General features: G+C 71.2%; 23 protein-coding genes and 2 pseudogenes. 13 read left to right on the top strand and 12 right to left on the bottom strand.

Going from position 1 to position 26,159, the window contains the following annotated elements; translation table 11 throughout:
- The first annotated feature begins 166 nt into the window (after window positions 1-166).
- From OH809_RS37130 to OH809_RS37120, 3 genes are all read left to right on the top strand, one after another.
- Window positions 167-1,006, top strand: a complete 840-nt coding sequence (locus OH809_RS37130) for a DeoR/GlpR family DNA-binding transcription regulator (protein ID WP_406416914.1) — start codon at window positions 167-169, stop codon at window positions 1,004-1,006.
- Window positions 1,007-1,082: 76 nt separating this feature from the next.
- Window positions 1,083-1,529 carry an SRPBCC family protein gene (locus tag OH809_RS37125; protein ID WP_406416916.1) on the top strand — a complete coding sequence of 149 codons (447 nt, stop codon included), beginning with the start codon at window positions 1,083-1,085 and terminating at the stop codon, window positions 1,527-1,529.
- Between the two features lie 152 nt (window positions 1,530-1,681).
- Window positions 1,682-3,703 carry a hypothetical protein gene (locus tag OH809_RS37120; RefSeq protein WP_406516099.1) on the top strand — a complete coding sequence of 674 codons (2,022 nt, stop codon included), beginning with the start codon at window positions 1,682-1,684 and terminating at the stop codon, window positions 3,701-3,703.
- A gap of 107 nt (window positions 3,704-3,810) precedes the next feature.
- On the opposite strand, the gene OH809_RS37115 is transcribed toward OH809_RS37120, so the two are convergent.
- A complete protein-coding gene (locus OH809_RS37115) occupies window positions 3,811-4,944 on the bottom strand; it encodes a PLP-dependent cysteine synthase family protein (protein WP_406516098.1) in 1,134 nt (377 codons plus the stop codon).
- A gap of 287 nt (window positions 4,945-5,231) precedes the next feature.
- Here OH809_RS37115 and OH809_RS37110 point away from each other — a divergent pair.
- Window positions 5,232-5,540: pseudogene (locus OH809_RS37110) on the top strand (hypothetical protein).
- Between the two features lie 188 nt (window positions 5,541-5,728).
- Complete coding sequence (locus OH809_RS37105; protein ID WP_406516097.1) at window positions 5,729-6,253, top strand: ATP-binding protein; 525 nt, start codon at window positions 5,729-5,731, stop codon at window positions 6,251-6,253.
- A 78-nt stretch (window positions 6,254-6,331) separates the two neighbouring features.
- Here the strand turns inward: OH809_RS37105 and OH809_RS37100 are convergent, their stop codons facing one another.
- From OH809_RS37100 to OH809_RS37090, 3 genes are read right to left on the bottom strand one after another with little or no spacing between them, the layout of a single operon-like run.
- Entirely contained in the window at window positions 6,332-8,902 is a 2,571-nt protein-coding gene (locus OH809_RS37100; RefSeq protein WP_406516096.1) for an ABC transporter permease, read from the bottom strand.
- Window positions 8,899-9,675, bottom strand: coding sequence for an ABC transporter ATP-binding protein (locus OH809_RS37095; RefSeq protein WP_406516095.1), 777 nt, complete (start codon window positions 9,673-9,675; stop codon window positions 8,899-8,901). Before OH809_RS37095 ends, OH809_RS37100 begins: the two co-directional genes overlap by 4 nt.
- Entirely contained in the window at window positions 9,672-9,974 is a 303-nt protein-coding gene (locus OH809_RS37090; RefSeq protein ID WP_406416926.1) for an SHOCT domain-containing protein, read from the bottom strand. The genes OH809_RS37095 and OH809_RS37090 overlap by 4 nt, the downstream gene beginning before the upstream one ends.
- A gap of 428 nt (window positions 9,975-10,402) precedes the next feature.
- On the opposite strand from OH809_RS37090, the gene OH809_RS37085 reads away from it, so the two are divergent.
- Together OH809_RS37085 and OH809_RS37080 are read left to right on the top strand one after the other, a co-directional pair.
- Window positions 10,403-11,590 (top strand): MFS transporter, encoded by a 1,188-nt coding sequence (locus OH809_RS37085; RefSeq protein WP_406424761.1) that lies wholly within the window; start codon window positions 10,403-10,405, stop codon window positions 11,588-11,590.
- A 53-nt stretch (window positions 11,591-11,643) separates the two neighbouring features.
- Entirely contained in the window at window positions 11,644-12,057 is a 414-nt protein-coding gene (locus tag OH809_RS37080; protein ID WP_406416927.1) for a RidA family protein, read from the top strand.
- 24 nt (window positions 12,058-12,081) lie between these two features.
- Here OH809_RS37080 and OH809_RS37075 read toward each other — a convergent pair whose 3' ends face one another.
- Complete coding sequence (locus OH809_RS37075; RefSeq protein WP_406416929.1) at window positions 12,082-13,296, bottom strand: ROK family protein; 1,215 nt, start codon at window positions 13,294-13,296, stop codon at window positions 12,082-12,084.
- 166 nt (window positions 13,297-13,462) lie between these two features.
- Between OH809_RS37075 and OH809_RS37070 the strand changes: the two genes are divergently transcribed.
- On the top strand, window positions 13,463-14,680 hold the full coding sequence (locus tag OH809_RS37070; protein ID WP_406416930.1) for an MFS transporter: 1,218 nt from the start codon (window positions 13,463-13,465) through the stop codon (window positions 14,678-14,680).
- 118 nt (window positions 14,681-14,798) lie between these two features.
- Complete coding sequence (locus tag OH809_RS37065; RefSeq protein WP_406516094.1) at window positions 14,799-15,113, top strand: DUF6332 family protein; 315 nt, start codon at window positions 14,799-14,801, stop codon at window positions 15,111-15,113.
- On the opposite strand, the gene OH809_RS37060 is transcribed toward OH809_RS37065, so the two are convergent.
- From OH809_RS37060 to OH809_RS37050, 3 genes are all read right to left on the bottom strand, one after another.
- Window positions 15,074-15,739 (bottom strand): response regulator, encoded by a 666-nt coding sequence (locus OH809_RS37060; protein WP_406516093.1) that lies wholly within the window; start codon window positions 15,737-15,739, stop codon window positions 15,074-15,076. The genes OH809_RS37065 and OH809_RS37060 overlap by 40 nt on opposite strands.
- Complete coding sequence (locus OH809_RS37055) at window positions 15,736-17,115, bottom strand: sensor histidine kinase (protein WP_406516092.1); 1,380 nt, start codon at window positions 17,113-17,115, stop codon at window positions 15,736-15,738. Before OH809_RS37055 ends, OH809_RS37060 begins: the two co-directional genes overlap by 4 nt.
- Before the next feature lie 138 nt (window positions 17,116-17,253).
- Window positions 17,254-17,976: a TetR/AcrR family transcriptional regulator gene (locus tag OH809_RS37050; protein WP_406516091.1), complete on the bottom strand. Its 723-nt coding sequence runs from the start codon at window positions 17,974-17,976 to the stop codon at window positions 17,254-17,256.
- A 129-nt stretch (window positions 17,977-18,105) separates the two neighbouring features.
- Here OH809_RS37050 and OH809_RS37045 point away from each other — a divergent pair, with 129 nt between their 5' ends.
- On the top strand, window positions 18,106-18,555 hold the full coding sequence (locus tag OH809_RS37045; RefSeq protein WP_406416939.1) for a nitroreductase family deazaflavin-dependent oxidoreductase: 450 nt from the start codon (window positions 18,106-18,108) through the stop codon (window positions 18,553-18,555).
- Between the two features lie 278 nt (window positions 18,556-18,833).
- Here OH809_RS37045 and OH809_RS37040 read toward each other — a convergent pair whose 3' ends face one another.
- Window positions 18,834-20,048 carry a geranylgeranyl reductase family protein gene (locus OH809_RS37040; RefSeq protein ID WP_406416940.1) on the bottom strand — a complete coding sequence of 405 codons (1,215 nt, stop codon included), beginning with the start codon at window positions 20,046-20,048 and terminating at the stop codon, window positions 18,834-18,836.
- Window positions 20,049-20,232: 184 nt separating this feature from the next.
- Here OH809_RS37040 and OH809_RS37035 point away from each other — a divergent pair, with 184 nt between their 5' ends.
- Window positions 20,233-21,597, top strand: coding sequence for a dipeptidase (locus OH809_RS37035; RefSeq protein WP_406516090.1), 1,365 nt, complete (start codon window positions 20,233-20,235; stop codon window positions 21,595-21,597).
- Window positions 21,598-21,784: 187 nt separating this feature from the next.
- Window positions 21,785-21,943: pseudogene (locus tag OH809_RS37030) on the top strand (MBL fold metallo-hydrolase); the annotation flags it as partial.
- Here the strand turns inward: OH809_RS37030 and OH809_RS37025 are convergent.
- Window positions 21,902-22,939, bottom strand: a complete 1,038-nt coding sequence (locus tag OH809_RS37025; protein WP_406416944.1) for an NUDIX domain-containing protein — start codon at window positions 22,937-22,939, stop codon at window positions 21,902-21,904. The pseudogene OH809_RS37030 and the gene OH809_RS37025 sit on opposite strands and share 42 nt — an antisense overlap.
- Before the next feature lie 197 nt (window positions 22,940-23,136).
- Here OH809_RS37025 and OH809_RS37020 point away from each other — a divergent pair, with 197 nt between their 5' ends.
- Window positions 23,137-23,313, top strand: coding sequence for a hypothetical protein (locus OH809_RS37020; RefSeq protein ID WP_406416945.1), 177 nt, complete (start codon window positions 23,137-23,139; stop codon window positions 23,311-23,313).
- Window positions 23,314-23,510: 197 nt separating this feature from the next.
- Here the strand turns inward: OH809_RS37020 and OH809_RS37015 are convergent, their stop codons facing one another.
- Window positions 23,511-24,677, bottom strand: a complete 1,167-nt coding sequence (locus tag OH809_RS37015; RefSeq protein WP_406416947.1) for a catalase family protein — start codon at window positions 24,675-24,677, stop codon at window positions 23,511-23,513.
- Window positions 24,678-24,732: 55 nt separating this feature from the next.
- Window positions 24,733-26,085: a Dyp-type peroxidase gene (locus OH809_RS37010; protein WP_406416949.1), complete on the bottom strand. Its 1,353-nt coding sequence runs from the start codon at window positions 26,083-26,085 to the stop codon at window positions 24,733-24,735.
- Window positions 26,086-26,159 lie beyond the last annotated feature (74 nt).

Below are 26,159 nucleotides of genomic sequence, written 5' to 3'. Positions count from 1 at the left end.
ATGCGTCGTCACCAGAATCCCGGAACCCGGGCCAGGCCGGTACCCGGATCACCGAATCTCCCCAGTGGAGCGCTTGACGGAGCTGCGTGGCAGGATGAGCCTGTCCGAAGACTGCTGAACCGACGGACTGCTGTACGGAAACCAGAGGGAAGGACCGGACCCGGCGTTGAGCGAGAATCAGAATCTCCTCGCGGAGCAGCGGCGTGCACTGATTCTCGACGAGGTGCGCAGGCGCGGCGGGGTCAGGGTCAATGAGCTGACCCGCAAGCTGAGCGTCTCCGACATGACCGTGCGCCGCGACCTGGACGCGCTGGCCCGTCAGGGAGTCATCGAGAAGGTGCACGGCGGCGCTGTGCCGGTCGTCGAGGCGAGTACGCACGAGCCCGGTTTCGAGGCCAAGTCGACGCTGGAGCTGACCGCCAAGGAGGACATCGCGCGGGCCGCCGCCGCGATGGCCGTTCCCGGCAGCGCGATCGCGCTCTCCGGTGGTACGACGACGTATGCGCTGGCCCAGCACCTGCTGGACGTACCGGAGTTGACGGTGGTGACGAACTCGGTGCGGGTCGCCGATGTGTTCCATGCCGCGCAGCGGCTGACGGGCGGCCCGCGGGCCGGGGCCGCCACGGTGGTGCTCACCGGTGGGGTGCGGACTCCGTCGGACTCGCTGGTCGGCCCGGTCGCCGATCAGGCGATCGGTTCGCTCCACTTCGATGTGCTGTTCCTCGGGGTGCACGGGATCTCGGTCGAGGCCGGGCTCTCCACACCGAATCTGGCGGAGGCCGAGACCAATCGGCGCTTCGTGCACTCGGCGCGGCGGGTGGTGGTGGTCGCCGATCACACCAAGTGGGGCACGGTGGGCCTGAGTTCGTTCGCGACGCTGGAGCAGGTGGACACCTTCATCACGGATTCCGGTCTGTCCGCGGGTGCCCGCGAGGAGATCGAGGAGCACATGCCGGGCCTGGTGGTGGCGGGCGAGACGGCGGCCGGCGACCTCTCCGAGCGCTGAGGGAACGGGGATCCCGGGGGCAAGCCGGAGGTTCCGCTCAGCTCGCGCCGTGGCCGGGACGTCCTAGGATCCTGCTGTGGCCGTATTCCGCATCGAACGCTTCACGTCTCTCCCCGCCGCCGAGTCCTGGCGTCGGGTGACCGACTGGGAACGGCACTGCGCGCACGTCCCGCTGACCCGGATCACCGTCCCGACCGGACTGCCCACCGGGATCGGGACCGTCTTCGTGGCCCGCACGGGTGTGGGTCCGCTGGCGTTCGACGATCCGATGGAAGTGGTGCGCTGGATGCCGCCGGTGACCGGGCGAGCCGGGCTCTGCCGGCTGGAGAAGCGCGGTTCGGTGGTACTGGGCCGGGCGTCGATCGATGTGTATCCGACGGCGTCCGGGTCCCACGTGGTGTGGGTGGAGGAACTCCGTATCCGGCTGCTGCCGCAGTGGGGCGATCCGCTGATCGTGGGAACGGGCCGCCGGCTGTTCGGCCGAGTGCTGGACGGCCTCCTCGACGGCCCGGTGCGCCCGTAACTCCCGCGGTGCGCGGCGGCCGCCTCGGCCATGCAGCCGACGCCGCAGCCGGGCAGCCGTGCATCCGGACCTGCGCCCTGTGTGACCGTCACACGATCGATTCGTTTGTCGGTACGACGGTTATCGCCAACGGCTCGGAAGGCACCGATCCCATGCCGATCCACCCATCCCGGCAGCGCTCCACCCGCAGCAGCGAACGTCCCGGCGTCCAGCAGGCCGAAGCCGCGCTCGTGGAACACTACCCACGTCTCGTCCGGCTCGCCTACCTCGTTCTGCCGCCGTCGCTCGGCCGGCACCGACGGGTCCTCGCCGCCCATGCGGCCGTCCAGCGCGCCCTGCCCGGCCGGCGCACCGCCACCGCGGGACCTCCCGAACCGCTCCGGACCCGGGTCCCGGCACAGGGGCGGAGCGTACCGTCCCCGAGGCATCCCGCCGCGGCGCACGGCGCTTCCTCCGCATACGCCTGGGTGCGGCTGCGGGTGCTGCGTACCGCGCTGGCGTACGAGCGGCGGCCCCGCTGGTGGCCCGCGCGGATCCCGGCACCGGCCTCGCTGCGCCCCGCGCTCCCCTTCGTCCGGGGGCTACGGCTCTTCCCGCGTGCCGGTGGCGCGGAGGAACTGGCCCTGAACCGGACACTGTCCACGGTGTCCGCTGCCGTGCGGGCGGCGTTCACGCTGCGGCTACTGGAGGAACTGACCGACCTCGAGGCGACGGTGCTGCTCGCCCGGGCGGGGGCGAGCGATGCGGCGGGCGCGGTACGTGCGGCCGGACGGCTGGGGTCCGCCGACCGGCCGCGGACCGAATCGCTGCTGCGCTCCGCCGAGTTCGACCCGTGCACGCTCCAGACCCGCCCCAGCGATCTGTTGCGGCGCAGGCACAGGCTGCGGGCGGTGGCCTCCGCCGCCGCGCTGTGCGTGATGGCGGGCGGTCTGGTCGCCCTGGCCGCGGAGGACGGTCCGGACGGCCCGCAGGACGGTCCCGCGCGGGCCGGAGCCGCCGCCGTCGATCCGGCAGCGCTGCTGCGTACGGCTGCCACGGAATGGGCGGACACCTCGCGCGTCGACTTCACCGCGTGGCCGGCCCGCGGGGACCGTACCCAGGACCGGGATCTGCTCGGCCGGGCGCTGCGTACCTGGGGGCACACGCCGCGCACCGTCCACGTCTCCACGTCGCCCGGGACGCTCTCCGTACCGCCCGCCCAGCCGCCCCGGCTGCTGTACGCGGGCGAGGTGGACGGTGCGGCCGTGGTGCTGTTCCACGACGGCGGCGTTCGCGTGGTGCGTTACGCGGAGCCGCTGACCAGAGCCGGGGCGGCCGCGCTCGACTTCGCCCGGACCGATGACGCGGACGTGACGACGGGGGCGGCCGTCGTGGTCAGCCGCAGGGGGGACGGGGCCCGGTTCCTGCTCGCCCCGTGGGTCTCGGGGACCACCACGCGCGATCTGCTGGCGCCGAGAGCTCCGGCGCGGTCGCTGAAGGTGGGCCGCGACGGTGTCACCGCACCCGTATCGCGCCCCTCGCCGAACGGCAGTTGTGGCTCCTGGCCAGTGATGCAGCTGCGCTCTTCGGAGCGCATCGCCGAGAACCACTCATTCCTCCTCACCGATCTGGGCGATCTCGCTCCGGTCCATCTCACGTACACACCGCTGCCCGGCAAGGGCGCGCCGCCACGCGGGCCGCGCGAGGCGACGGGTGGTCCGGCCCTGCTGAGCTGGGCACGTACGGTGTGCTCGCTGCGGGCGCTGCGGGGCAGCGGGGTCCGTGCGGTCAACAACTGGGCCTTTGCCCGGCAGCCTCTCCCGGAGGGCGGGACACTGGCGGACTGGGTGTGCACCCGGGCCGACACCTGGCAGGGTCCCGGGCGGGTTCTGGTCCAGTTCCTGCAGCCCGCCGCGTCGCTCACCGCCCCTGGTGCGGTGGTGGCCGACCGGCCCGATACGGCGCTGTGCGGCCGGTTCGGGCAGCACGTCCTGGCGGGCACGCACTGGAGGGCACCGTCCGGCCGGTGGTACGTGCTGGCGGCGGGCAGCCGGGCCGTGAACCGGATCGAGGTGACGGGCGGCGTGCGCGGGTCGGCGGGCGGTACGACGCTGGCGGTACGGGCACCGCAGGACGCGCAGCTGGAGCTGAAGGCCCGGCTGCGGGAGGGCGGGACGCTGTCGGCGGTGCGCTGAGAGGGGCGGAACGAGGAAGGAGCGGGGGGCCGGGCGAGGCCGTTCGGCGCCTTCCGCCAGGCCGGTGCGGCGGTCCGGTGGGGCATGACCGTGGTGCCGGCCGGGCTTCAGCAGGGCCAGTTGCCGGTGGCCAGGAAGCGTCGGATCGTCGCGGTGTACGGGGCGATGTCCAGGCCCTGTTCGGCGAGCCAGTTGTCGGAGTAGTACTTGTCGAGATAGCGGTCTCCGGGGTCGCAGAGCAGTGTGACGATGCTGCCGGTGCGGCCCTGGTCCACCATTTCGGCGACGAGTTTGAACGCGCTCCACAGCCCGGTGCCGGTGGAGCCGCCCGCCTTGCGGCCGATGGCCTGTTCCAGGGCGCGGACAGCGGCGACGCTGGCCGCGTCCGGCACCTTCATCATCCGGTCGATGGCGCCGGGTACGAAGCTCGGTTCCATCCGGGGCCGGCCGATCCCCTCGATGCGTGAACCGCAGTCGCTGGTGGCGAGGGCGTTGTGGTCGGTCCAGCCGTCGAAGAAACAGGAGTTCTCCGGGTCGGGCACACAGATCCGGGTGTCGTACTGCATGTAGTGCACATAGCGGGCGATGGTCGCCGAGGTGCCGCCCGTCCCCGCGGTGGCGACGATCCAGGTGGGCTCCGGATAGCGCTCCAGCCGCAGCTGCTGGTAGATCGACTCGGCGATATTGTTGTTGCCGCGCCAGTCGGTGGCCCGCTCGGCGTAGGTGAACTGGTCCATGTAGTGGCCCCCGGAGTCGGCGGCGAGCCTGGCGGACTCCTCGTACAGCTGCTGGGCGTCGTCGACGAAGTGGCACTGACCGCCGTGGAATTCGATCAGCCGGCACTTCTCGGAGCTGGTGGTGCGGGGCATCACCGCGATGAACGGCACCCCGATCAGCTTCGCGAAATACGCCTCCGAGACGGCCGTCGAACCGCTGGACGCCTCGATCACCGGCCTCCCCGGCCGGATCCAGCCGTTGCAGAGCCCATAGAGGAAGAGCGAACGGGCCAGCCGGTGCTTCAGGCTGCCCGTGGGGTGCGTCGACTCGTCCTTGAGGTAGAGATCGATCCCCCAGGCCTCGGGCAGCGGGAAGCGCAGCAGATGCGTGTCGGCGGAGCGGTTGGCGTCGGCCTGGACCTTGCGGACGGCCTCCTTCAGCCAGGCCCTGTAGTCATGGTCGGTGCGGTCGATGTCGACGGTCGCCGTGACCTCGCCGTCGGGCCTGCGCTCACTGGTGTTCATCAGCACGCTCCTGCTCGTCGTGACCGGACTTGCGGGCCACCGGCCCCCCGGACTCCGCCTCCCACGATAGGCCCCCTACCTGCACAAACTTTGACTTTGGGGATCCATAGCACTGGCTTGGCGCCGAGGAGCCGGACGACTGCGGGACACCATGGCGCATTCACGACATGCCGCCTCGCTGCGACCTGGTGCGCCCGTGACCGTGCGGGCAGGCTGACCGTCAGAAGCGTGACGAAGGGGGTGAACCAGCCAGGAAGGAAACTGAGTTCAGCGCGACGGGGGTACGTATCGAGCGGTGGGCCCGATCGCTCACCAGGGCCGGTCAAGTGATCGTCAAGGACGGCCGGGTGGCACTGCTGACCAGCTCACGGGCGGGAGATCGACAGCGCCCCGGCGGGGGCGGTTCGTGCGCGCAGACCATGGTTCGCCGGAGTCGACTCGACGATGGCGCGGGTCAACGGGACGCGGTACCGGCTGACCATGGGGCAGCAGACCGCGGGCCGGCCCGTGCGGGGCCGTCGCGACGTTTCCTGGAGGCACTGCGCAGCGCGGGCGGCAGGCCGGGCCGAGGAGCGGGGCCGGCCGGGCGGTGCTGACGGTGCGCCACGACCGGGTCACCGCGAGTTGCGGAGCCCTGACCCCTGAGCGACATTGGAATCGCGTCACTCATGGTTTACCGGCGGTGACACTGTGATCCAGCCCGCCGGACCAGGAACGACAGACGGCCACCCGCCGGCTCCGTTCCGTCGTCTTCTTCCGGACCTAATTTCGGGGAGTCGCAGCCGTGATCAGCGAGCCAAGCAGGCACTGCACGGTGGAGCTCCAGGCCCTGCCGTCGCGGATCGGTCAGGTCCGCAGAATCATCTCGGCGCAATTGCGCTACTGGCATCTCGACCCTCTGATCGACCAGGCAGCGCTCGGCGTCACGGAGCTTCTGACCAATGTCCACCGGCATGCGCAGCCGGACAAGACGTGCACCGTCGACATAGAGCTGCTGCTCGAACGTCTGACGGTCTCCGTCCACGACCACGACCCGCGGCTGCCGACCGTGCGCGCGGCCGACGCCTCCAGCACTTCGGGGCGCGGACTCGCGATGATCGCCGCGGTCAGCGAGAGCTGGGGGTTCCGGCCGTGGGGCCGGGCCGGGAAGGTCGTCTGGTTCACGCTGCCGGCTCCTTCTCCGACGGTGTCTCTGCCGCCGAACTCGCTGTACGGGGCGACGACCGACGGCCCGTTCGGCGCCGTGACCACCACGTCTCCCCTGGAGGCCGTGGCGCACACCGACGCCCGGTCCGCCGTGGTCGGTTAGGGCCTGATCCAAAAGACACGCTCTGGACGCGGTGAGGAGCGGGGCGCCCGCGGGCGCCCCGCTCCTCACTGTCTGTGTTCAGTCGGCGGCGATGGCGCGGAGCACGTCCAGGCGCGCCGCACGCCGAGCCGGTCGCCAGCCGGCCGGCGCCCCGGCGGTGATCCCCACCAGGGCGACCACCAGCAGCCGTGCGGGCGGCAGCGCGAAAGCGAACGAGGTGTCGCCCGCATTTTCGGACGCCTTCACGAGCACCCAGCCGAGGAAGCCGCCGAGCAGCAGACCGCCTGCTGTGCCGAACGCGGCGACCAGGACGGATTCCCAGCGGACCATGGTCCGCAGCTGACTCCTGGTCTGTCCGACGGCCCGCAACAGGCCCAGTTCCCTGGTGCGTTCATGGATGGACAGGGTGAGGGTGTTGGCGATGCCGAGCAGGGCGATCAGTACGGCGAGTGCCAGCAGCGCGTAGACCAGCGTGAGCATCATGTCGATGGGGCCGGCCGAGGACTGCGCGTACTCGCCGCGCGTCTGTACGTCCGGACTGCCGTACGCCGCAGCGGCCTTCCGGACTGCCGCCTTTCCGTCGGCGGTCGACACCCCGTCCTTGAACGACACGGCGATGAGCGTGTCGGAGTCCTGTGCGCGGTGCGGCGCCCAGGCCTGCCGGGTGATGACGTAGGTGCCCGCCAGTTCCGACCGGTCGTAGACCGCGCGGACCGTGAAGGTCTGCTGCTTGCCGTCGGTGAAGGTGAGCCGGGCGGTGGAGCCGGTGTGCAGACCGCGCTCGGCTGCCTCCGCGTCGGAGACGGCGATGCCGTTCGGGCCCAGTGCGTTCATGGATCCGCGGACAGGGCCGAGGTCGAAGACCCTGGCGAGCGCGGCAGGGTCGGTGACGGTCAGGGCGCGTCCCGCGCCGTTGACCTCCGCAACGCCCTTGCCGAGGCCGACCGCGGTGGACACTTCGGGCAGCCTGCCGACGGCGGGCGCGAGTGCGGGGCTGAGACCGCTGCCACCGGCGCCGAACGCGGGTGCGCTGATGGCGACATCACCGGCGAAGGAGCGGTCCACGGTCTGGTTCATGGTGGCCTTCAGCGAGGCGCCGAAGACGGTGAAGAGCGAGATGACCGCGACGCCGATCATCAGCGCGGTCGCGGTGGCGGCGGTCCGCTTGGGGCTGCGCAGCGCGTTGCGCCTGGCCAGTGCGCCGGTGACACCGCGCAGCCGGTCGAGCGGAGCGCCGAGGATCCGTACGGCGTATGTGGAGGCGGCCGGGCCGAGCACCACGAAGGCGGCGAGCGCCAGGACCGCACCGGCGGCCGACGGCCAGACGGACGGATGGGCAAGGACGCCGGTCAGGATGGCACCGACCGCCGCGAGCAGCAACATGACACCGGTGACGGCTCGGGTCCGGGAGGCCGCCGAGTCGTCGACGGCGGTCTCGCGCAAGGCCGCGAGCGGTGCGGTGCGTCCCGCGCGGACGGCGGGCAGGAGGGCCGAGCCGAGACAGACGAGTACGCCGACGGCGAGCGGAAGCAGCAGCGAGATCCCGCTGATCACCAGCGCGCCGTCGGGGAACGGGAAGCCGACGGCGGGGAAGAGCGCCTGCAGTCCGGCGGCGATCCCGATGCCCCCGGCCAGTCCGGCGGCGGAGGCGAGCACGCCGACCGCGGTTGCCTCGACGAGGGTCGAGCCGAGGATCTGACGGCGTGACGCGCCGAGGGCGCGCAGCAGGGCGTTCTCCCGGGTGCGCTGCGCGACGACGATCGCGAACGTGTTGTGGATGGAGAAGGTGGCGACCAGCAGGACGATCCCGGAGAACACCAGCAGCAGCGTGGTGAACAGGCTGAGGAACGCACCGGAGATCATGCTCTGGTTCTCGGCGGCGGAGGCCTGTCCGGTGATGGCCTGCGTGTCGGCGGGCAGCACGGGAGTCAGCGCGTTCACGAGTTCCTGCTGGCTGGTGCCGGGGCCGGCGCGCACCTGGATGCTCGACGCCTCGCCGGGCTTCGGGGTCAGGTACTTCTCGGCGTCGGCCTGCGTCATCCCGGTGAAGGTGACCTGGCCCATGCCGTCCTCACCGCCGAAGGTGGCCAGGCCGACGACGGTGACGCGCACGGGGTCGGGGGTGCGCAGTACGGTCGTGTCGCCGATCTTCAGCCCTCCCCTGTCCGCGGTGCCGCGGTTGATGACGACCTCGCCGGACCGGGACGGGGCGCGCCCCTCGGCGAGCTTGTAAGGGTTGAGCTTCGGGTCCTGGATCCAGTTGCCGGCGACGGTGGGCGGGCCCTGGCCGCCGATGGGCTTGCCGTCGGCGCCGATCAGCTGCCCGGCGCCCTGGATGTCGGGAGCCGCGGCGGCGACCCCCGGCGTCTGCTCGATCGTCTTCACGAGGGTGGTGCTCACCGGCTGCCGGGTGCCCTGCCCTTCACCGGGCACGGTCACCACATTCGTACTGCGGACGACCGCGTCCGTACCGCCGGCGGCGTTCGCGAACATCGTGCCGAAGCCGGCGCGCAGGGTGTCGCCCATGACGAGTGTGCCCGCGAGGAAGGCGACGCCGAGCAGAACGGCGGTGAACGTGCCTGCGAAACGACGCTTGTGGGCGCGGAGCGAGGAGACGCTGAGGCGCACGGAGGCGCGGGCGCCGGTCATGGCGTCACCGCCGTTGCGCCCGGCGACGGGTCGAAGGCCTTGAGCCGGTCGAGCACGCGCTCCGCGGTGGGGTCCGGCATGCGGTCGACGAGGCGCCCGTCGGCGAGAAAGACGACCTCGTCCGCGTGGGCGGCGGCAACCGGGTCATGGGTGACCATGACGACCGTACGGGAGGTCCGGCGAACGGTGCGGCCGAGGAGCCGCAGCACCTCCTGTCCGGCCCGGGAGTCGAGATTGCCCGTCGGTTCGTCGGCGAAGACCACGTCGGGGTTGCCCGCGAAGGCGCGGGCCACGGCGACCCGCTGCTGCTGGCCGCCGGAGAGTTCGCCGGGCCGGTGGTGCAGCCGGTCCCGCAATCCCACGGTGTCGATGAGCGCGTCGATCCACTCCCGGTCGCCTCGCTCCCCCGCGAGGTCGATGGGGAGGGTGATGTTCTCGGCGACGGTGAGGGTCGGGATGAGGTTGAAGGCCTGGAAGACGAAGCCGATGCGCTGTCGGCGCAGCAGGGTGAGCCTGCGGTCGTCGAGCGCGCTGAGGTCCGTGTCGCCGATGAGGGCGGAACCGGAGGTGAGCGTGTCGAGTCCGGCGGCGCAGTGCATCAGGGTGGATTTTCCGGAGCCGGAGGGCCCCATGATCGCCGTGAAGCGGCCGGCCGGGAAGTCGACGCTCACCCCGTCCAGGGCCCTGACCTCGGTGTCGCCCGTGCCGTAGACCTTCACGGCGTCGACGACGCGGGCGGCGGTGGCGGCGCCGGTGCGGATGGTCGTTGTCATGCCGCACCTCGCCGGCCGGTGGGGCCGAACTGCTCGTCCAGGACGGAGAGCCGGCGCCAGTACTCGTCCTCGTCGATCTCGCCCGCGGCGAAGCGGCGGCCGAGCAGAGTGATGGGCGACTGTTCTCCGAGGGTGGCGGGGCCGCTGTGCGCGGCGCGGGGGCCCCAGGGGCCGCGTCGGCCGCCTCGCCACCCGGTACGGCGCAGCACGGTGACCACGGTGACGGCGACGGCCGCCCAGACCAGCGGAAAGAGGAAAATCCACGGCCCGGGTCCATCGGAGTAAGCCAGGGTGTTCATCTCGGTCAGCTCCCTCGGTTCAGAGTTCTCGGTCGGCGTTCTCCCGACGCTTCCGAGCCTGGCCCCGGGAAGGGGTCCGAGTCGTCGTACGGCCAGCGGCAGTGCACGTACCCCCGCGGGAGTACGTGGCGGTCCGGCGGCTGCTCCCGTTGGCCGGCCAACATCCCCGGCTGTACCTACTAGTACGTACAGTGAATTTCATCAAGCACTGGACCGGCCTGTCGTACGCCGAGGGCCCCGCGTCCGCCGCGCTCCCCCGCACTGCGACCCGGCACCGCGAACGGATGCCGGCCTCGGTCGCCTTCCGGCCGCCGCTTCCCGGCTTCGTCACTTCGCGGACCCGCCGTACAAGATGATCTGTAGAGTTGCCCGCCGTGCCGTACACAGCGAAGACCTCGAAGTCAGGCGTCGCGGAGCCGTCAACCCACCTGGCACCCCTGCGCATTGCGGCCTTCCGGCGCTTTCTGCTCGCCAACCTGATCTCGGCCACCGGCTCCGCGATGGCTCCGCTCGCGCTCGCTTACGCCGTGATCGGGCAGGGCGGCGGAGCCGGGTCGCTCGGCGTGGTCCTCGCCACGAACACAGTCCCCACGATCGCTTTCCTCCTCGCGGGTGGTGTCCTCGCGGACCGGCTGTCCCGCAGCCGGATCCTGTTCCTCGGTAACCTGCTGGCAGCGGCTGCACAGGGCGTACTGGCGGCAATGGTGGTCACTCACCATGCGACCACGGCCTCGATTGCCGCATGCGGCTTCGTCTCCGGGGTCGCCGTCGCCTTCACCGGACCCGCCGCTCAGGGCGTGGTGAGCCAGGTCGTACCGGCGCCGTCCCTGCAACAGGCCAACGCGCTGGTCAGGCTCCCGAGCAATGCGGTCAAGGTGCTCGGACCGGCGATCGGAGGGCTGATCGTCGCGCTCGGCGGCCCCGCGTGGGCGCTGGCCTGGGATGCCCTCACATTCCTCGTCGCAGCTCTGCTGCTGCTCGGCATGCGGCTGGATGCCCTGCCCGCGACGGGGAGCGTCAGCGCCGACCTGCGGGCCGGCTGGTCCGGCTTCTGGTCGCGCACCTGGCTGTGGACGTACACGGTCGCAGGAACGGCGGTGGTCGCGGCGTGGCTGGCGGGATTCCAGCTTCTCGGGCCGGTCGTCGCCGCTGATGACTACTCGGGGGCACGCGCCTGGGGGCTGGTGCAGGGGGCCTTCGCACTCGGACTGCTTGCCGGGACAGTGGTCTGTCTGCGCTGGAAGCCCCATCGCGCGCTGGCGGTGGCTGTCGTCATGTGTTCCGGTCTCTCGCTGCCTCTGGCCGCGATGGGGTTCGGTCTGCCGCTGCCCTGCCTGCTGCTCGGCGCCCTGTTCGCCGGGGTGGGGCTGGATGTCGCCGTCGTCTCCTGGAACACCGCCCTCCAACAGCATGTCCCCCAGGGCGAGCTGGGCCGGCTGAGCTCGTTCAACAGTGTCGGGGAACGCCTCGCCATTCCCCTCGGCTACCTCGTCACCGCTCTCGCCGCGCATGTCTGGGCCGACAGGTCGGTGCTTCTGGTCTGCGCCGCTGTCATCGTGGCCGCCACCGTCCTCAACCTCTGCGTTCGGGACGTGTACCGAGTCAACCGCCTCTGATCCCGGCGCATATGCGCTGGTGCCAACGAACACCTGCGGGTGAGGATGCCACCATGGACAACACGCATCTCACACACATCACAGCTCCGGAGGGGGTCACCCCGGGAGTCGGGTACACCCACGTGGTCACCGGCTCCGGCCGTCTGGTCGCCGTCTCCGGGCAGGTGGCGCTCGACGCGAACGGCCACGTCGTGGGAGCGGGTGATGCCGCCGCGCAGGCACGGCAGGTGTTCGAGAACCTGAGTCGTTGCCTGGCGGCCGCCGGTGCGTCATTCGACGACATCGTCAAGCTCACCTACTACGTGACCGACATCGCCCATCTGCCCGCCGTCCGCACGGTACGCGACGCGTACATCGACGCCGAACGCCCGCCCGCAAGCTCCGCCGTCCAGGTGGCTGCGCTGTTCCGCCCCGAACTGCTGCTGGAGATCGAGGCGTTCGCTCTCGTCCCGGAGGCCACGCGGTAGCGGCGCCGGACCTCACCCGCCGGCTCAGGCGAGTGCGGCCAGCGGATCGTCGAGGACGGGCTGCCAAGCCAGTTCCGCCGCGCCCACGAGGCTGTTGTGGTCGAGGGTGCAGGGCAGGATCGGCACGCTGCCGCTGCGCCCCCAGAGGCTGCGGTCGGCGACCACCGCGCGCAGTCGCTCCGGGTCTGCGTCAAGGAGTGCACGGTGCAGCCCGCCGAGGATGATGCGGTCCGGGTTGAGGATGTTGACCAGGCCGGCAAGGCCGAGGCCGAGCCGGTCGATGAGTTCCTCGGCCGCGTTCCGTACCGCCGCGTCCTCGAACTCCGTACGCAGCAGGTCGCTCGCCTGCTTGAGCAGGGATTCCTCGGGGCCCGGTTCCCGGCGGGCGGTGGTCAGGAAGGCGAGCGGGTCGGTTTCGACGTCGAGGCAGCCGCGCCCGCCGCAGTGGCAGGGACGCCCTTCCGGGTTCACGGTGAGATGGCCGACCTCCAGGGCCAGACCCGAACTGCCGACGTGCAGGCGGCCGTCGAGGACAAGGGCACCGCCGACGCCACGGTGACCCGTGGCCACGCAGAGCAGGTGCTGGGCCCCGCGGCCGGCGCCGTGCCGGTGTTCGGCGAGCGCGGCGAGGTTGACATCGTTGCCGGTGAACGCGGGGCCTGGGATGCCTGCTTCCCGTACACACGTGGCGAAGATCTCGCGGACCGGGGCGCCTGCCGGCCAGGCGATGTGCAGCGGGTTGAGCGCGGTGCCCTCCGGTTCGGCCACGGCGGAGGGGACGGCGAGTCCCGCTCCGACGCAGCGCAGTCCGCTGTCGCGCAGCAACCGGGCACATGCGTCGACGACTTCGCCCACGACCTGCGCCGGGTCCGATGTGACCGTGACACAGCCGGGGGCCGTGGCGACGAGCCGCCCGCCGAGCCCGACCAGCGCGGCGCGGAACCCGTCGGCATGCACCTGCGCGGCGATGGCGACCGGACCGGACTCCCGGACGGCCAGCCGGTGCGAGGGGCGGCCCTGTGAGCCGGCTGCGGAACCGGGGCTGGAGTCGACGCGGATGAGGCCGAGCGCCTCCAGCTCCCCGGCGACCGCGCCGGCGGTCGCGCGGGTGACGCCGAGCTCGGAGGTGAGCACGGCGCGGGTGGGCGCGCGTCCGGTGTGGACCAGCTCCAGCGCGGGTCCGAGCGCGCTCCGGCCCCTCTCCAACTTCGTCCGGGTGGTGGTCGCCTTGCCGTTCATGGGGCCGAGTCTCCCACGATCCGGAGCCGCTGCCGTCGCTCTGGTGGCTGACTTCGGCCGGCTTCCGGTCACGGAGGCCGCCCTGCGCCGCCGGGCCGGATGCCGCTGCCCGCTCCGGCGGGAGACCGTCTTGCGTCTGTTGTCCGTGGGCCCCTATGCTGACTTTGTGCCGCAACTAAACAAACTGCGGACGGCCCTACCGGGGGGACCATGCGGAGACACCGCCCCACCCTCGACGGCCCGCCTCCGTACCGCACTGACCGTGTTCTTCGCCCTCGACGGTTTCCTCTTCGCCGGCTGGGTGGTCCGCATCCCGGCCATCAAGCACCAGACCGGCGCCTCCGCCTCCACCCTCGGCCTCGCACTGCTCGGCGTCTCCGCCGGGGCGGTCATCACCATGATGCTCGCCGGCGGGCTCTGCCGACGGTTCGGCAGCCATCCCGTGACCGTGGTCTGCGGAGTGCTCCTCTCACTCGCCATCGCCCTGCCCGCGCAGACGCATTCGGCGCTCGCGCTCGGTTCGGTGCTGCTGGTCTTCGGTGCGGCGTACGGTGCGATGAACGTGGCGATGAACAGCGCCGCGGTCGATCTCGTCACCGGTCTGCGGCGCCCCGTGATGCCCAGCTTCCACGCCGCGTTCAGCCTCGGCGGCATGCTCGGCGCCGGCCTCGGCGGACTGGTCGCCGGCGGGCTCTCCCCCGCCACCCATCTCTCCGTCCTCACCGGGGTCGGACTGCTCGTCACCGCCGCCGCCGGACCGACCCTGCTGCGGCACCGGGCGCCCCGAACCGTATCCGTGGCCGACCGCACCGAGGAGCCGCGCCGGATGACCGGGCGCGCCCGCAAGGCGGTGCTGCTGTTCGGCGTGATCGCGCTCTGCACCGCGTACGGGGAAGGCGCACTGGCCGACTGGAGCGCGCTCCACCTGGAACAGGACCTGCATGCCCGCCCGGGCATCGCCGCCGCCGGATACTCCCTGTTCGCCCTGGCCATGACCGCGGGCCGGCTCACCGGCACCGCGCTGCTGGAACGACTCGGGCAGACCCGCACGCTCGTCACGGGCGGCGCCACCGGTGCGGCCGGCATGCTCCTCGGCTCGCTCGCCCCGACCGCCTGGCTCGCCCTGCTCGGCTTCGCCGTCGCCGGTCTCGGGCTGGCCAACATCTTCCCCGTCGCCGTCGGCCGGGCCGGCGAGCTGGCCGGTCCGAGCGGAGTGGCCGCCGCGTCGACGATCGGCTACGGCGGGATGCTGCTGGGGCCGCCCGCGATCGGGTTCCTGGCCGACTGGTTCTCGCTGCCCGTCGCTCTGACGACGGTGGCGGTGCTGGCGGGCGCGGCATCCGTGCTGGGCCGTGCGGCTCGCCATGCGGTGACCCGCGCCTGATCGACGTGCGCACGTCACACGTACTGATGCCCGATTGAGCAGGTGTACTCAGGCAGGTCCCGCTCCCCGGTCGCAGGCGTCCTTGCCCGCAGCCCACCGCCCCTGCGACACTTCGGACATGGGGCGACGAAGTCAGGAAGACCGGGACGCGATGACCGTCGAGATCGTCTTCGCCCTGGTCAGCGGCGCTGTTCTGGCCGCGGTCGCGTTCACCGCCGTCGCCGCGCCCACCGTCTGCCTCGATCTGTCGCGCGCGGCGGAGCGAGCGGTGCTCCTGAGCGGGGCCGTCGTCTCGGCCGTCGTCTTCGTCGCCCGCCTCGTCGATGTGTTGTGGGGATTCCCCCGCCGGGGGCGCGGTCGCCCGATGGGCGCGCTCCGCCCGCGGGCTCCGTCTCAGCCGAGCCAGCCGGGACGTACAAGGCCCGACTCATAGGCGAGTACGACCAGTTGGGCCCGGTCGCGCGCGCCCAGCTTCACCATGGCGCGGCTGACATGGGTCTTGGCGGTGAGCGGGCTGACGACCAGCCGGCGGGCGATCTCCTCGTTGGACAGACCGATGCCGACCAGTGCCATCACTTCCCTTTCCCGTTCGGTCAGTTCACCCAGGTCGGCTGCGGCCGCGGGCTCCTTGGAACGGGCCGCGAACTCGGCGATCAGGCGGCGCGTCACCCCCGGCGAGAGCAGGGCGTCACCGGCCACCACGGCCCGTACCGCCCGCAGAAGCTCCTCCGGTTCGGTGTCCTTGACCAGAAAACCGGAGGCGCCGGACCGGATCGCCTCGAAGACGTACTCGTCGAGCTCGAAGGTGGTGAGCATGACCACCTTGACATCGTTCAGCTCGGGGTCGCCGGTGATGCTGCGAGTCGCGACGAGACCGTCGAGATGCGGCATGCGGATGTCCATCAGCACGGTATCCGGGCGCAGTTCGCGCACCAGACGCACGGCTTCCACCCCGTCGGCGGCCTCCCCCGCCACCTCGATGTCCGGCTGGGCGTCCAGCAGGGCGCGGAATCCTGCGCGGACCAGCAGCTGGTCGTCGGCGAGCAGTACGCGGATCACGGTCTCTCCTCCGTCGTGTCCTGCACAGTGTCCATGGTCGACGCGGAGTCCACGCTCGACGCCGGGTCCCTGTCCGAAGCCGAGTGCAGGGGAAGCTCGGCCCGCACTCGGAAACCGCCGTCGGCCCGGGGTCCCGCCTCGATCGTGCCGCCCAGTGCGGCTGCCCGCTCCCGCATGCCGGCCAGCCCGTTGCCGCTGCCGCCCGCCTCGCTGCCGGTGACGGGGCCGTCGTCGTCGATACGGAGCCGTACGCGGCCGGTCCCGTAACCGATCCGGACCCGTGCGGTGCGCGAGCCCGAATGCCGGACCACGTTCGTCAGCGCCTCCTGCACTATCCGGAAGGCGGCCAGATCCGTTCCGGGCGGGACGGCGCCGCCTACGCCTTCGGTCTCCACCGTGACGGTCAGTCCGGCGCTCGCCGCCTGGTCGACCAGCTCGGGCAGCCGGTCGAGCCCGGGGGCCGGGGCCCTGGGGGCGTCTCCCGGGGTACGGAGCGTGTCGAGGACCTGACGGACCTCGCCGAGCGCCTCCTTGCTGGCCGCCTTGATCGTGGTGAGGGCGGTCCGGGCCTGCTCCGGGTCGGAGTCGAGCAGCGCGAGTCCGACGCCTGCCTGCACATTGATGACGGAGATGCTGTGGGCGAGCACGTCATGGAGCTCCCGGGCCATCCGGAGCCGCTCCTCGTCGGCCCGTCGCTTCTCGGCGGCCTCCCGTTGGGCACGCTGGGCAGCCCACTGCTCGCGGCGTACGCGTACGAACTCCGCTGCCGCGACGATCGCCACCACCCAGGCGGCGACGCCCAGTTCCTGCCCCCAGGGCGCAGCCGAGTCGCCGCTCGGCGGCAGCCAGCGGTAGAGCCAGTGCGCCATCAGCAGGTGGCCCAGCCACACCATTCCCACGGCCGCCCAGGCCGCCCGCCGGTACCCCGCGACAACCGCGCTGAAGCAGCCGACGGCGACCGCCAGGAAAACCGGGCCGTACGGATACCCGGCGCCCAGATAGACCATGGCCGCGGCCGCACTGACGAAGACCGCCAGGACGGGGCGGCGGTGGCGCAGCAGCAGTACGGCGACGGCGACGAAGAGCAGCACCCGGGCGAAGAGGTCCAACGGGGCGCGCTCACCGAGCTGACCGCGGGCCGCGACGGAAGAGCCGATCATGACAATTGCGCAGAGGAGGATGGTGGATGGCCAGGGCAGCCGGGCGGCGGACCGCTCGCGCGTCCCCGTCAGCCAGCGCGGCGGCCCGTCGTGTCCCCAGAGGCCCCAAGGCCCCCGGGGGCCCTCTGGGGCAGCGTGCGCCCAGGGCCGCCGCTGCGGCGGTCCGCCCTGCTCCCAGGGGGGAGCGCCGCTTCCGTGTGAGCGCTGCTCTTCCATACCGGCAACGCTAGACCGCGGGCATCGACGGCGGCGTCACCCGGGCGTGGTGATCACACGTACTCCCCGTGGAGTACCCCGGCCGGCGCAGGCGAGATATCCGGCCGGGCTGACGGGCGGACATACCGGCGGGCAGGCTCAGAGGCTGTCGGCCCGGTCGTCGAGCAGTCCGACGTTACGGGCCAGGTCGGCTACCGCCTGCCGGAAGAAGGCCTCCCGAGCTTCGACGATCCGGTTGAACTGGCCGAAGATCTCGAAGGAGATCAGCCCGATGAGCTGCGACCACGCGGCCACGAGAGCGGCGACGACCGCCGGAGGGAGACCGGGTGCCAAATCGGCGGCCATCCGCTCGGCCTCGGGCCGCAGTTCGGCGGTGAGAGGCGGCACGGCGAGGCCGTTCGTGCGGTGGGCGTCTTCGACGATCCCGATGAAAACGAGGCCGACGCGGGAGGCGGGGCCGATGGTCGCCTGGGGTGCCGTGTACCCGGGCACGGGCGAGCCGTAGATCAGGGCGTACTCATGGGGGTGGGCCAGGGCCCACTCGCGTACGGCGCAGGCGACCGCGATCCAGCGGGCGAGAGGGGCGGCGGGTACGGGTGGGACGTCACACGAGGCCCGGTGAGCAGTCTCGGCGGCCTCGCCCACGGCGTCGTACGCATCGACGATCAGGGCCGTGAGCAGCTCGTCACGGCTGGGGAAGTAGCGGTACAGCGCGGACGAGACCATGCCCAGCTCACGTGCGACGGCGCGCAGCGAGAGTTTCGCGGCGCCTTCGGCTGCGAGTTGCTTTCTCGCCTCGTCCTTGATGGCTGCGGTGACCTCGATACGGGCCCGTTCCCTGGCTCCTCGGATAGTGCTCATGGGGCTCAGTCTGCCACGAATTGGAGCACCGACCAATAAAGAGAGCAGTGCTCTTGCTTTCGAGCGCCAACCTCGTGCACACTGATCTCAAGCGAGAGCAGTGCTCACACTTTCCACAAGGGGAATCTCATGTCCGTGCATGTTCAGAAGCCCGGCTGGTTCACGGTCAACGTCTTCAACCGCACCGTCGCCTGGATCACCCGGCGCGGCATCAGCATCTGGGGATCGAGAGTCCTGGCCGTCCGCGGCCGCAAGAGCGGCGAGTGGCGCCGCACCCCGGTCAACCTCCTGACCGTGGACGGGCAGCAGTATCTCGTCGCGCCGCGTGGCCATGTCCAGTGGACGCACAACATGCGGGCTGCCTGCGGCGGTGAGCTCCACCTCGGCAAGAAGACCGACGTCTTCACCGCCGTCGAGATCGCCGACGACGAGAAGCCGGAACTACTGCGCGCCTACCTCAAGCGCTGGAAGGCGGAGGTAGGGGTGTTCTTCGGTGGCGTCGGCCCGGATTCGTCCGTCGAGGAGCTGCGCCGCATCGCCCCCGACCACCCCGTCTTCCGGATCACGATCACACCCTGACCCGGACCGGCACAACACTGCCTGTGTCCTTGCCGGGCAAGGGGTGACGGCCCCAACAGATCACCCGTCGCAGGCGTCGCGGCCGGGCCTGTGCCGGCCACCGGGGTTCGACGGGTTCGCCTCCGGCGGGCGCAGCACTGTCTGTCGATGCATCAACCGACGCATGCGACGGCGAGGCCCTGGCCACCCGCTACGACGGGACCGCCACCGCCCATCGGCCCGAACTCCGGCCCACCGGCGTCTTGGTCCGGTCGGCACGGTGAGCGCCGGGAAACGGCCTAACGGTCCATCGCCGACAGGGCCCGCTGCGCCAGCGGGTGGGTACGGACCAGCTCGGCCAGCGAGGTCGTCCCGCGGGTGATCCCGGCGAACGCCTTCCAGGCCGGGCGGAATCCGGTCAGCACTGCATGCAGAATTCCCGGGCGGCGCTCGAACAGCTTCAGCATGCGCCGACCGACACCCATCTCGACACCCAGCCCGGCCTTGATGGCGAAGGCGTAGTTGAGCGCCTGGCGGCGGGCGTCCACCGCGTCGTGCGATTCCGCGATCCGGACCGCCCACTCACCGGCGAGCCGCCCGGAGCGCAGTGCGAACGAGATGCCTTCGCGGGTCCACGGCTCCAGCAGCCCCGCCGCGTCGCCGCAGACGAGCACCCGCCCGCGCGACAGCGGCGAGTCGTCGCTGCGGCAGCGGGTGAGATGACCGGAGGAGATCTTCGGCTCGAACCCGGCGAGACCGAGCCGGGCGATGAAGTCCTCCAGATACCGCTTGGTCCCTGCGCCGTCACCACGCGCCGAGATCACGCCGACGGTCAGGGTGTCGCCCTTCGGGAACACCCACCCGTAACTGCCGGGCATCGGACCCCAGTCGATCAGCACCCGCCCGGCCCAGTCCTCCGCGACGGTGGCCGGGACCGGGATCTCCGACTCCAGGCCCAGGTCCACCTGGTCGAGCTTGACCCCGACATGGGCTCCTATGCGTCCCGCGCTGCCGTCGGCGCCGACGACCGCGCGGGCCAGGACGGTCTCGCCGTCGGCGAGCACCACGGCGACCGTGCGCCGGTCCGGGACCGAGGCGCCGTGCTGCTCGACCCGGGTCACCGGCGCTCCCGTGCGGAGTTCGGCGCCCGCCTTCTGCGCCTGCTCGACCAGACCCGCGTCGAACTCGGGCCGGTTGATGAGCCCGAAGAGCATCCGCTTGGAGCGGCGGGTCCGCGCCAGCCTGCCGTTGAGCGAGAACGTCACCGCGTGGATCCTGTCCTGCAAGGGCAGTTCGAATCCGGGCGGCAGCGCATCACGGGAGTACCCGATGATGCCGCCGCCACAGGTCTTGTAGCGGGGCAGTTCCGCCTTCTCCAGCAGCAACACCCGCCGCCCGGCGACCGCCGCCGCATATGCCGCGGAGGCTCCGGCCGGTCCGGCGCCGACTACGACGACATCCCACACGGACGACTCTTCAAGCTCACGTCCGGCGTCTGCGTTCTCGCTGCTCACGATGTGCTTCTGCTCCCGATCCCGACCAGTGGCCCAAACTGCTCACGGCATCCTACGGCGCCTTGCGACCCGTCCCCGCTGTGGGAGGATCGACCGTGCGTTCGTCCTGCATGCAGCGCCGCACACACGGCGTTCATGCAGACGGATTCGTACACATAACGTCGCACCCACGAGGAGCGTGCCCATGACCGCCCATCCGATTTCCGAGACCATTGCCTCGCTGATGCCCCGTGCCAAGGCGGAGCTGACCGAGCTGGTGGCCTTCCAGTCGGTGGCGGATCCCGCGCAGTTCCCGAAGAGCGAGTGCGAGGCGGCCGCAGCCTGGGTCGCCGACGCACTGCGCACCGAGGACTTCCAGGACGTCGCCCTGCTCGACACCCCTGACGGCACCCAGTCGGTCTACGGCTTCCTGCCCGGCCCGGCCGGCGCCCCGACCGTACTGCTCTACGCGCACTACGACGTGCAGCCGCCGCTCGACGAGTCGGCCTGGATCTCCCCGCCGTTCGAGCTGACGGAGCGCGAGGGCCGCTGGTTCGGCCGCGGCGCGGCCGACTGCAAGGGCGGCTTCATCATGCATCTCCTCGCCCTGCGCGCTCTCAAGGCGAACGGCGGCGTCCCGGTCTCCGTCAAGGTGATTGCCGAGGGTTCCGAGGAGCAGGGCACCGGCGGTCTGGAGCGGTACGCCGAGGCGCACCCCGAGCTGCTGGCCGCCGACACCGTCGTCATCGGCGACACCGGCAACTTCCGGGTCGGTCTGCCGACGGTCACCGCGACACTGCGCGGCATGACGATGCTGCGGGTCACCCTCGACACCCTCGAAGGGAACCTGCACTCCGGGCAGTTCGGCGGCGCCGCCCCCGACGCGCTGGCCGCAATGATCCAGCTGTTGGCGTCGCTGCGCGCCGAGGACGGCACCACGACCGTCGACGGGCTCACCACGGACGCCGAGTGGGACGGCCTGCAGTACCCGGAGTCCGATTTCCGCAAGGACGCGAAGGTCCTCGACGGAGTGGAGCTGATCGGCACGGGTACCGTCGCCGACCGCATCTGGGCACGGCCCGCCGTCACCGTCATCGGAATCGACTGCCCGCCGGTGGTCGGCGCGACGCCGTCGCTGCAGGCGAGCGCGCGGGCGCAGATCAGCCTGCGGGTGCCGCCGGGCCAGGACGCGGCCGAGGCGACGAAGCTGCTGACCGCCCATCTGAAGGCGCACGCCCCGTGGGGGGCGAGGGTCTCGGTGGAGCAGGTCGGCCAGGGCCAGGCGTTCCGCGCGGACACCTCCAGCCCGGCGTACACGTCGATGGCGCAGGCCATGGAAGCCGCGTACCCCGGCGAGAAGATGCAGACGTCCGGGATGGGCGGCTCGATCCCGCTCTGCAACACCCTCGCGGCGCTCTACCCGGAGGCGGAGATCCTGCTGATCGGCCTGAGCGAGCCGGAGGCGCAGATCCACGCCGTGAACGAGAGCGTGTCGCCCGAGGAGCTGGAGCGGCTGTCGGTCGCCGAGGCGCTGTTCCTGCAGAACTACGCGGAGTCCAAGCACTCCTGACCTCGCATCACCTGTTCCGGGGCGGACGCACCTCTCGTACGCGGGGGCGGCCGCCCCCGAATACGGCTGTCCGCACCCGGTCCGCAGGATTCCCCCGGGCGGGGTCCGCGCCGGATCGGGCGCGGTCGTCCACCGGCCCGTCCCCGGGCGTGCCCGCATCCTCCGGCGCGGCGCAACCTCCGGCACAAACCCGGACCGGGCCGAGGCACTGGCCTCGTTCCGGCGGCTGGCGGCGCTGGCCCGGTCCACGGTCTGCTTCGGACACGGTGATCCCCGCACTGTCGACGCCGCCGTGCTGCGGGCGTCAGCCGACCGGGACTCCGGCCTCCAGGTTGAGTACGGTTGACCGCTCGCGGGCCCGCAGCGCCCAGCGGAGCCGCTCGTACCGGTGCGGCGGCAGCATCGATGCGGCCTCCGCCTCGGTGACGAACCGCCAGCCGCGCAGTTCGGAACCGGGCAGCAGCAGCCGTTCGGCGTCCTGGCAGTGCAGCAGCCCGCCGTCGAAGAGCAGCCTCAGCCCTCCGTACCCGGGCGGGTTCGGCGGCTCCCAGTCGACGACGAGCAGGCTCGGGATCCGGTCGAGCTGAATCCCTATCTCCTCGGCCACTTCCCGTATCCCGGCCTGTGCCGGTGCCTCGCCGGGCTCCACCACCCCGCCGGGAAACTCCCAGCCGGGCTTGTACGTGGGGTCGACGAGCAGGACCCGGTCGTGTTCGTCGAAGAGCAGCACCCCGGCGGCGAGGGTCTCCGCGGTCGGCGCGGGCGTCTGCACGATCTCGCACACACCGGCGGCCCCGGTGCGTACCGCGTCGGCGATGCGCTCGGCCGTCTCGTACGGGGTCAGCGCGCTGGTGTCGACGGTGTGCGCGTCCGCGGTGATCCAGCCGAGCGCGGTCCGGTAGGGCTCGATGTGTTCGTACGCCCACTGACGTACCCGATCGTCGGCTTCCGGTTCGTCCGGTGCTTCCTGACGGTCGGCGATCCGCTGCCGCAGGATCGTTTCCTCAGGTGAGAGCAGGACATGCCGCACGGGAATGCGCCTGGAGGCGAGCCCTCCGAATATCTCGTCCCGGTACTCCTGTCGCAACAGCGTCATCGGCACCACGAGCACCCCGGGCACCTCGGCGAGCAGAGCGGCAGCCGTGTCCACCACCAACCGCCGCCAGATCGGCAGGTCCTGGTAGTCGGTCACCTCGGCAAGCCTCTTCTGGGGCAGCAGGTACCGCAGTCCCCCGCCGATCAGCTCGGGGTCGTAGAAGGTGCTGTTCGGGATCAGATCGATCAGTTCGCGCGCGGCGCTCGTCTTGCCCGCGCCGAACGCACCGTTGATCCAGATGATCACGGTTCCCCCTCTTCCGTAGCCCTCTGTGGCTTGCCCGCAACACCCTGCCGCGGAAACCCTGCTGTGGCGATGTTGTTGCGCGAAAGCAAGTGCCGGACACCCGTCGGCAGGCATCCGACCGTACGAGTCACGCGCCTGTACGGCCGTAACGGCGACGGCGGGGCGTCGTTGGAGCCGACGAGGCAAGGGGGTGCACGGTGCAACGCACAGTACTGGAGCGGTTTCCCGCGGGAGGTCCGCGAGGCAGCTGGCCCGCGGAGGAGTTCGCGGCTGCGCGCCGGGGCGAGGGTGTGGCGGCCGAGGTCGTGATGGACCTGGAGGAGGATGCGTTCCTGGTGGTCGTACCGCGGCAGGCGGCGGACCGGGGCCAGTGACCCCGCCCCGCGCCCGCCGCTACGGCCTACGGCCGGGAGCAAGCTACGCGCCGCGGCCAGTGCGGACGGCTCGGCGCTGATTGAACTCAGCAGCCACCGCGCGGGATATCGCTGCGATCACCCGGAGAGTTGGCGTCCCGGAGCGCAGGGCCGGCTGAGCGTGAGCAGATACGAACCCACTCGCTCCGGACGGGCTCCTAAGGGCTGTCCGCCTTGGTCGACGCATCGCCGCGGTGGTGGGCCGGGCCAAGTACCTCGTCGGCGCTGCGCGGCTCTGTGCGCGGCTGCTGGTTGAGCTCGTGGCGCTCGATGGAGGAGCGCCGGTAGACCTCCTTGCGGGCCCGCATGATGTTGCCCAGGGGCGCGTGCTCGGCGGTGACCCGCCAGGGCGTGAATGACAGTGAGTCCATCTTCTCCAGGTTTTCGGGGCCGGAGATGTCCTGCTGCGGCAGCCGCAGCTTCGCCACGGTGACGGACGGCGAGAGCTGCTCGGGCCACTCGACGGTGGTGTCCTCCACCGGCATCCGCTCCAGGTCGGTGCAGAGCTGGACCTGGATGTCGAAGGCATAGGGCCGCTCCTGCAATTCGGCCTGCAGGGTCGGTCGGAAGACCTCTGCCCCCGAGGCCGGGTCGATGTCGCGCCGGACCACCGCGGCGGCGAAGAGCGGGTCGGGGGTGATGCGCACCTTGGCGATGTAGTCCCCGTGCCGGACCGCGCCCATCGTCCAGTAGCTCGACAGCAGCAGGTTGGCCGGAGGGGTCTTTGACAGGCGCAGGAAGGCCAGGAACTCGTCCCACGCCCAGTTGTCCTGGTCCAGCGTTCCCTTTCCGGTCACGAAATCGGTGAAGAAACGACGCGCGCCGGGTCGGCCCTGGGAGAAGTAGGCCGGCGCATTCAGGAACAATTCCTGGATGAACAGGTAGTGCTCGACCGTGTTGCAGAAGAAGATCGGTCCGTTGATGTTGGCGTAGTCGAAGGTGCCCGTGTCCGGTTCGTCTTCCAGCAGGGTCGGGCCGGGAATGTCGAACATCTTCAGGGCCAGTCCGGTGGCGCAGCCCAGTCGCGCGTCGGCTCCGGCATGGGGCGAGCCGTTGGAGAAGCGGATGAGCGCATCGTGGGTTCCCGGAGTCGCGTAGATTCCTTGGGCGTACTCGGGGGGAAGCCCGGCCAGGATCTCCACTTCCCCCCGGACCAACCCGTAGCCCTTGGCATGGGCGTCACGGAGGGCCCGGCCGGTGCCACCGGCCTCGACCGACTCGGCGATGTAGCTCTCGGTCTTTTCAATCACCGTCTGCAGGTTCTGGTCGAAGTACGGATCGTCGTCTTCGACGTCCGGCGTGTAGGGGACGAACTGTGCTGTCATGACTTCGGCCTCTCCTCGGAGAGCGTGATCGGACCTCAGAGGGTGGGAATTGCCGTCAGTCCTCCAGTTCGGCGAGCCAGCGCAGGGCACGCAGACCCGGCACGAAGCAGTACTCGCCGCCGCGGGTGACCACGAAGCTGGGCAGGTTCTGCAGGCGGCGCCGGACCGGCTTCTCCGGGATGGTGGCGCTGCCGGTTCCGTCGTGGTGCCCGGCTACCGGGTCCTTCTCGCCGGGGTAGCCGATGAAGTTGCCGTCGTTGACCCACTCGGCCTTGATGAATTCGAACTGCCGTTGCAGGTGGGCCCCGATGAAGACTCCGACCAGGCCCCGGTCGGCGCCGTCGTCCTCCAGCACGCCCTCGGGCAGCGGCGGGCCGTAGGTGGTGCCGCGGCGGATGAGGCGGTGCATCCGTGCGTCGCCGATGATGGTGGCATCGCGGGGGTTGATACGCCGGATGTGCGCACCGGCGGGGCACCGGAAACCGCGATCGTCGTTCTCCCGGTACAGGAAGTTGTTGACGCGGTGCGGATCGGCCGCCAGCTCCGGATCATCGTGCTCCGGGGCCAGCGCCAGCGGCGCCCCACTGGGCCAGCGCCCGACCATCTTCGCCGCCAGGAGCACCTCCTCCTCGGCGCTGGAGGTGTTCGCGCGCAGGTACCGGCGCCAGGCCGCCACGTTGGTGTGGACCTTGCGCACGGCCGCGTAGGTCCCGTTGCGCCCCAGCACGTCCGGGCTGGGCATGCGCGGCAGGCGGCCGGTTTCGTCGGGGTAGCCGAGGATGAACTCGCCGGCCTTGATGGGGGCTTCCTGCGGGTTGGAGCCGGGCAGGCCGACGCCCTCGATGTTCGGTTGGCTGATGCCGTCGCGGAAACCGAAGGTGGTGCGCCCGGTCGGGAGCTGGTGGACGCCCTGCTGCCAGATCACCCGGACACCGGGCGTGTCCTCGTAGGCGACACGGGCCCGCTCCAACTCCTTGTCCAGCTGCGCCGTATCGGAGGAGAGGGCGCTCAACGCGATGTGGACATCGCCCGTTCCGAACGGTGCCTCCCAGTGGGCCGGGGCACTCTCGCCCACGTCACCGATCAGCTCCGCCCGAGCGGCCATGCCCTCACGAAACGCCCGTGGAAAGCTGTCCAGCGACTCCTGGGGCACCCCCAGGGCCCTCAGTCCCTGGTAGGTGAACGCCACCGCCACCCACGCATCCTGGCTCCGGTCCACGCTGGGCAGACCACCCGCGGTCACCGGAAGCAGCCGCCGCAGCAGGGCGCGTCCAGCATGGCGGTCGTCGACGCGCAGGAAGATGAACTTTCCCTCGTACGGCACTGGCCGTGGACGCAGTGCCCCGCTTTGGACGTCGTCGATCTCGACACCCACGCTGGCTGCGCTGCTACTTGCCGCCGTGTTCATGCTCGCCTGTGCCTCCACATCGGTCTCTTCCTGGACAGTCCGGCAGCGACTGGGGCGCCCGTCGGCGCGGTCCA

The sequence above is a fragment of the Streptomyces sp. NBC_00873 genome (assembly GCF_045207415.1).
GTDB lineage: Bacteria > Actinomycetota > Actinomycetes > Streptomycetales > Streptomycetaceae > Streptomyces.
This window is presented reverse-complemented; position numbering and strand designations above follow the sequence as displayed.

Bases quoted from the DNA above. Each gene is read 5' to 3' on its own strand.
- OH809_RS37120 (WP_406516099.1), top strand. From the start codon at position 1,682: ATGCCGATCCACCCATCCCGGCAGCGCTCCACCCGCAGCAGCGAACGT.
- OH809_RS37115 (WP_406516098.1), bottom strand. From the start codon at position 4,944: ATGAACACCAGTGAGCGCAGGCCCGACGGCGAGGTCACGGCGACCGTC.
- OH809_RS37100 (WP_406516096.1), bottom strand. From the start codon at position 8,902: ATGACCGGCGCCCGCGCCTCCGTGCGCCTCAGCGTCTCCTCGCTCCGC.
- OH809_RS37095 (WP_406516095.1), bottom strand. From the start codon at position 9,675: ATGACAACGACCATCCGCACCGGCGCCGCCACCGCCGCCCGCGTCGTC.
- OH809_RS37090 (WP_406416926.1), bottom strand. From the start codon at position 9,974: ATGAACACCCTGGCTTACTCCGATGGACCCGGGCCGTGGATTTTCCTC.
- OH809_RS37080 (WP_406416927.1), top strand. From the start codon at position 11,644: ATGGACAACACGCATCTCACACACATCACAGCTCCGGAGGGGGTCACC.
- OH809_RS37075 (WP_406416929.1), bottom strand. From the start codon at position 13,296: ATGAACGGCAAGGCGACCACCACCCGGACGAAGTTGGAGAGGGGCCGG.
- OH809_RS37065 (WP_406516094.1), top strand. From the start codon at position 14,799: ATGGGGCGACGAAGTCAGGAAGACCGGGACGCGATGACCGTCGAGATC.
- OH809_RS37055 (WP_406516092.1), bottom strand. From the start codon at position 17,115: ATGGAAGAGCAGCGCTCACACGGAAGCGGCGCTCCCCCCTGGGAGCAG.
- OH809_RS37050 (WP_406516091.1), bottom strand. From the start codon at position 17,976: ATGAGCACTATCCGAGGAGCCAGGGAACGGGCCCGTATCGAGGTCACC.
- OH809_RS37045 (WP_406416939.1), top strand. From the start codon at position 18,106: ATGTCCGTGCATGTTCAGAAGCCCGGCTGGTTCACGGTCAACGTCTTC.
- OH809_RS37035 (WP_406516090.1), top strand. From the start codon at position 20,233: ATGACCGCCCATCCGATTTCCGAGACCATTGCCTCGCTGATGCCCCGT.
- OH809_RS37015 (WP_406416947.1), bottom strand. From the start codon at position 24,677: ATGACAGCACAGTTCGTCCCCTACACGCCGGACGTCGAAGACGACGAT.
- OH809_RS37010 (WP_406416949.1), bottom strand. From the start codon at position 26,085: ATGAACACGGCGGCAAGTAGCAGCGCAGCCAGCGTGGGTGTCGAGATC.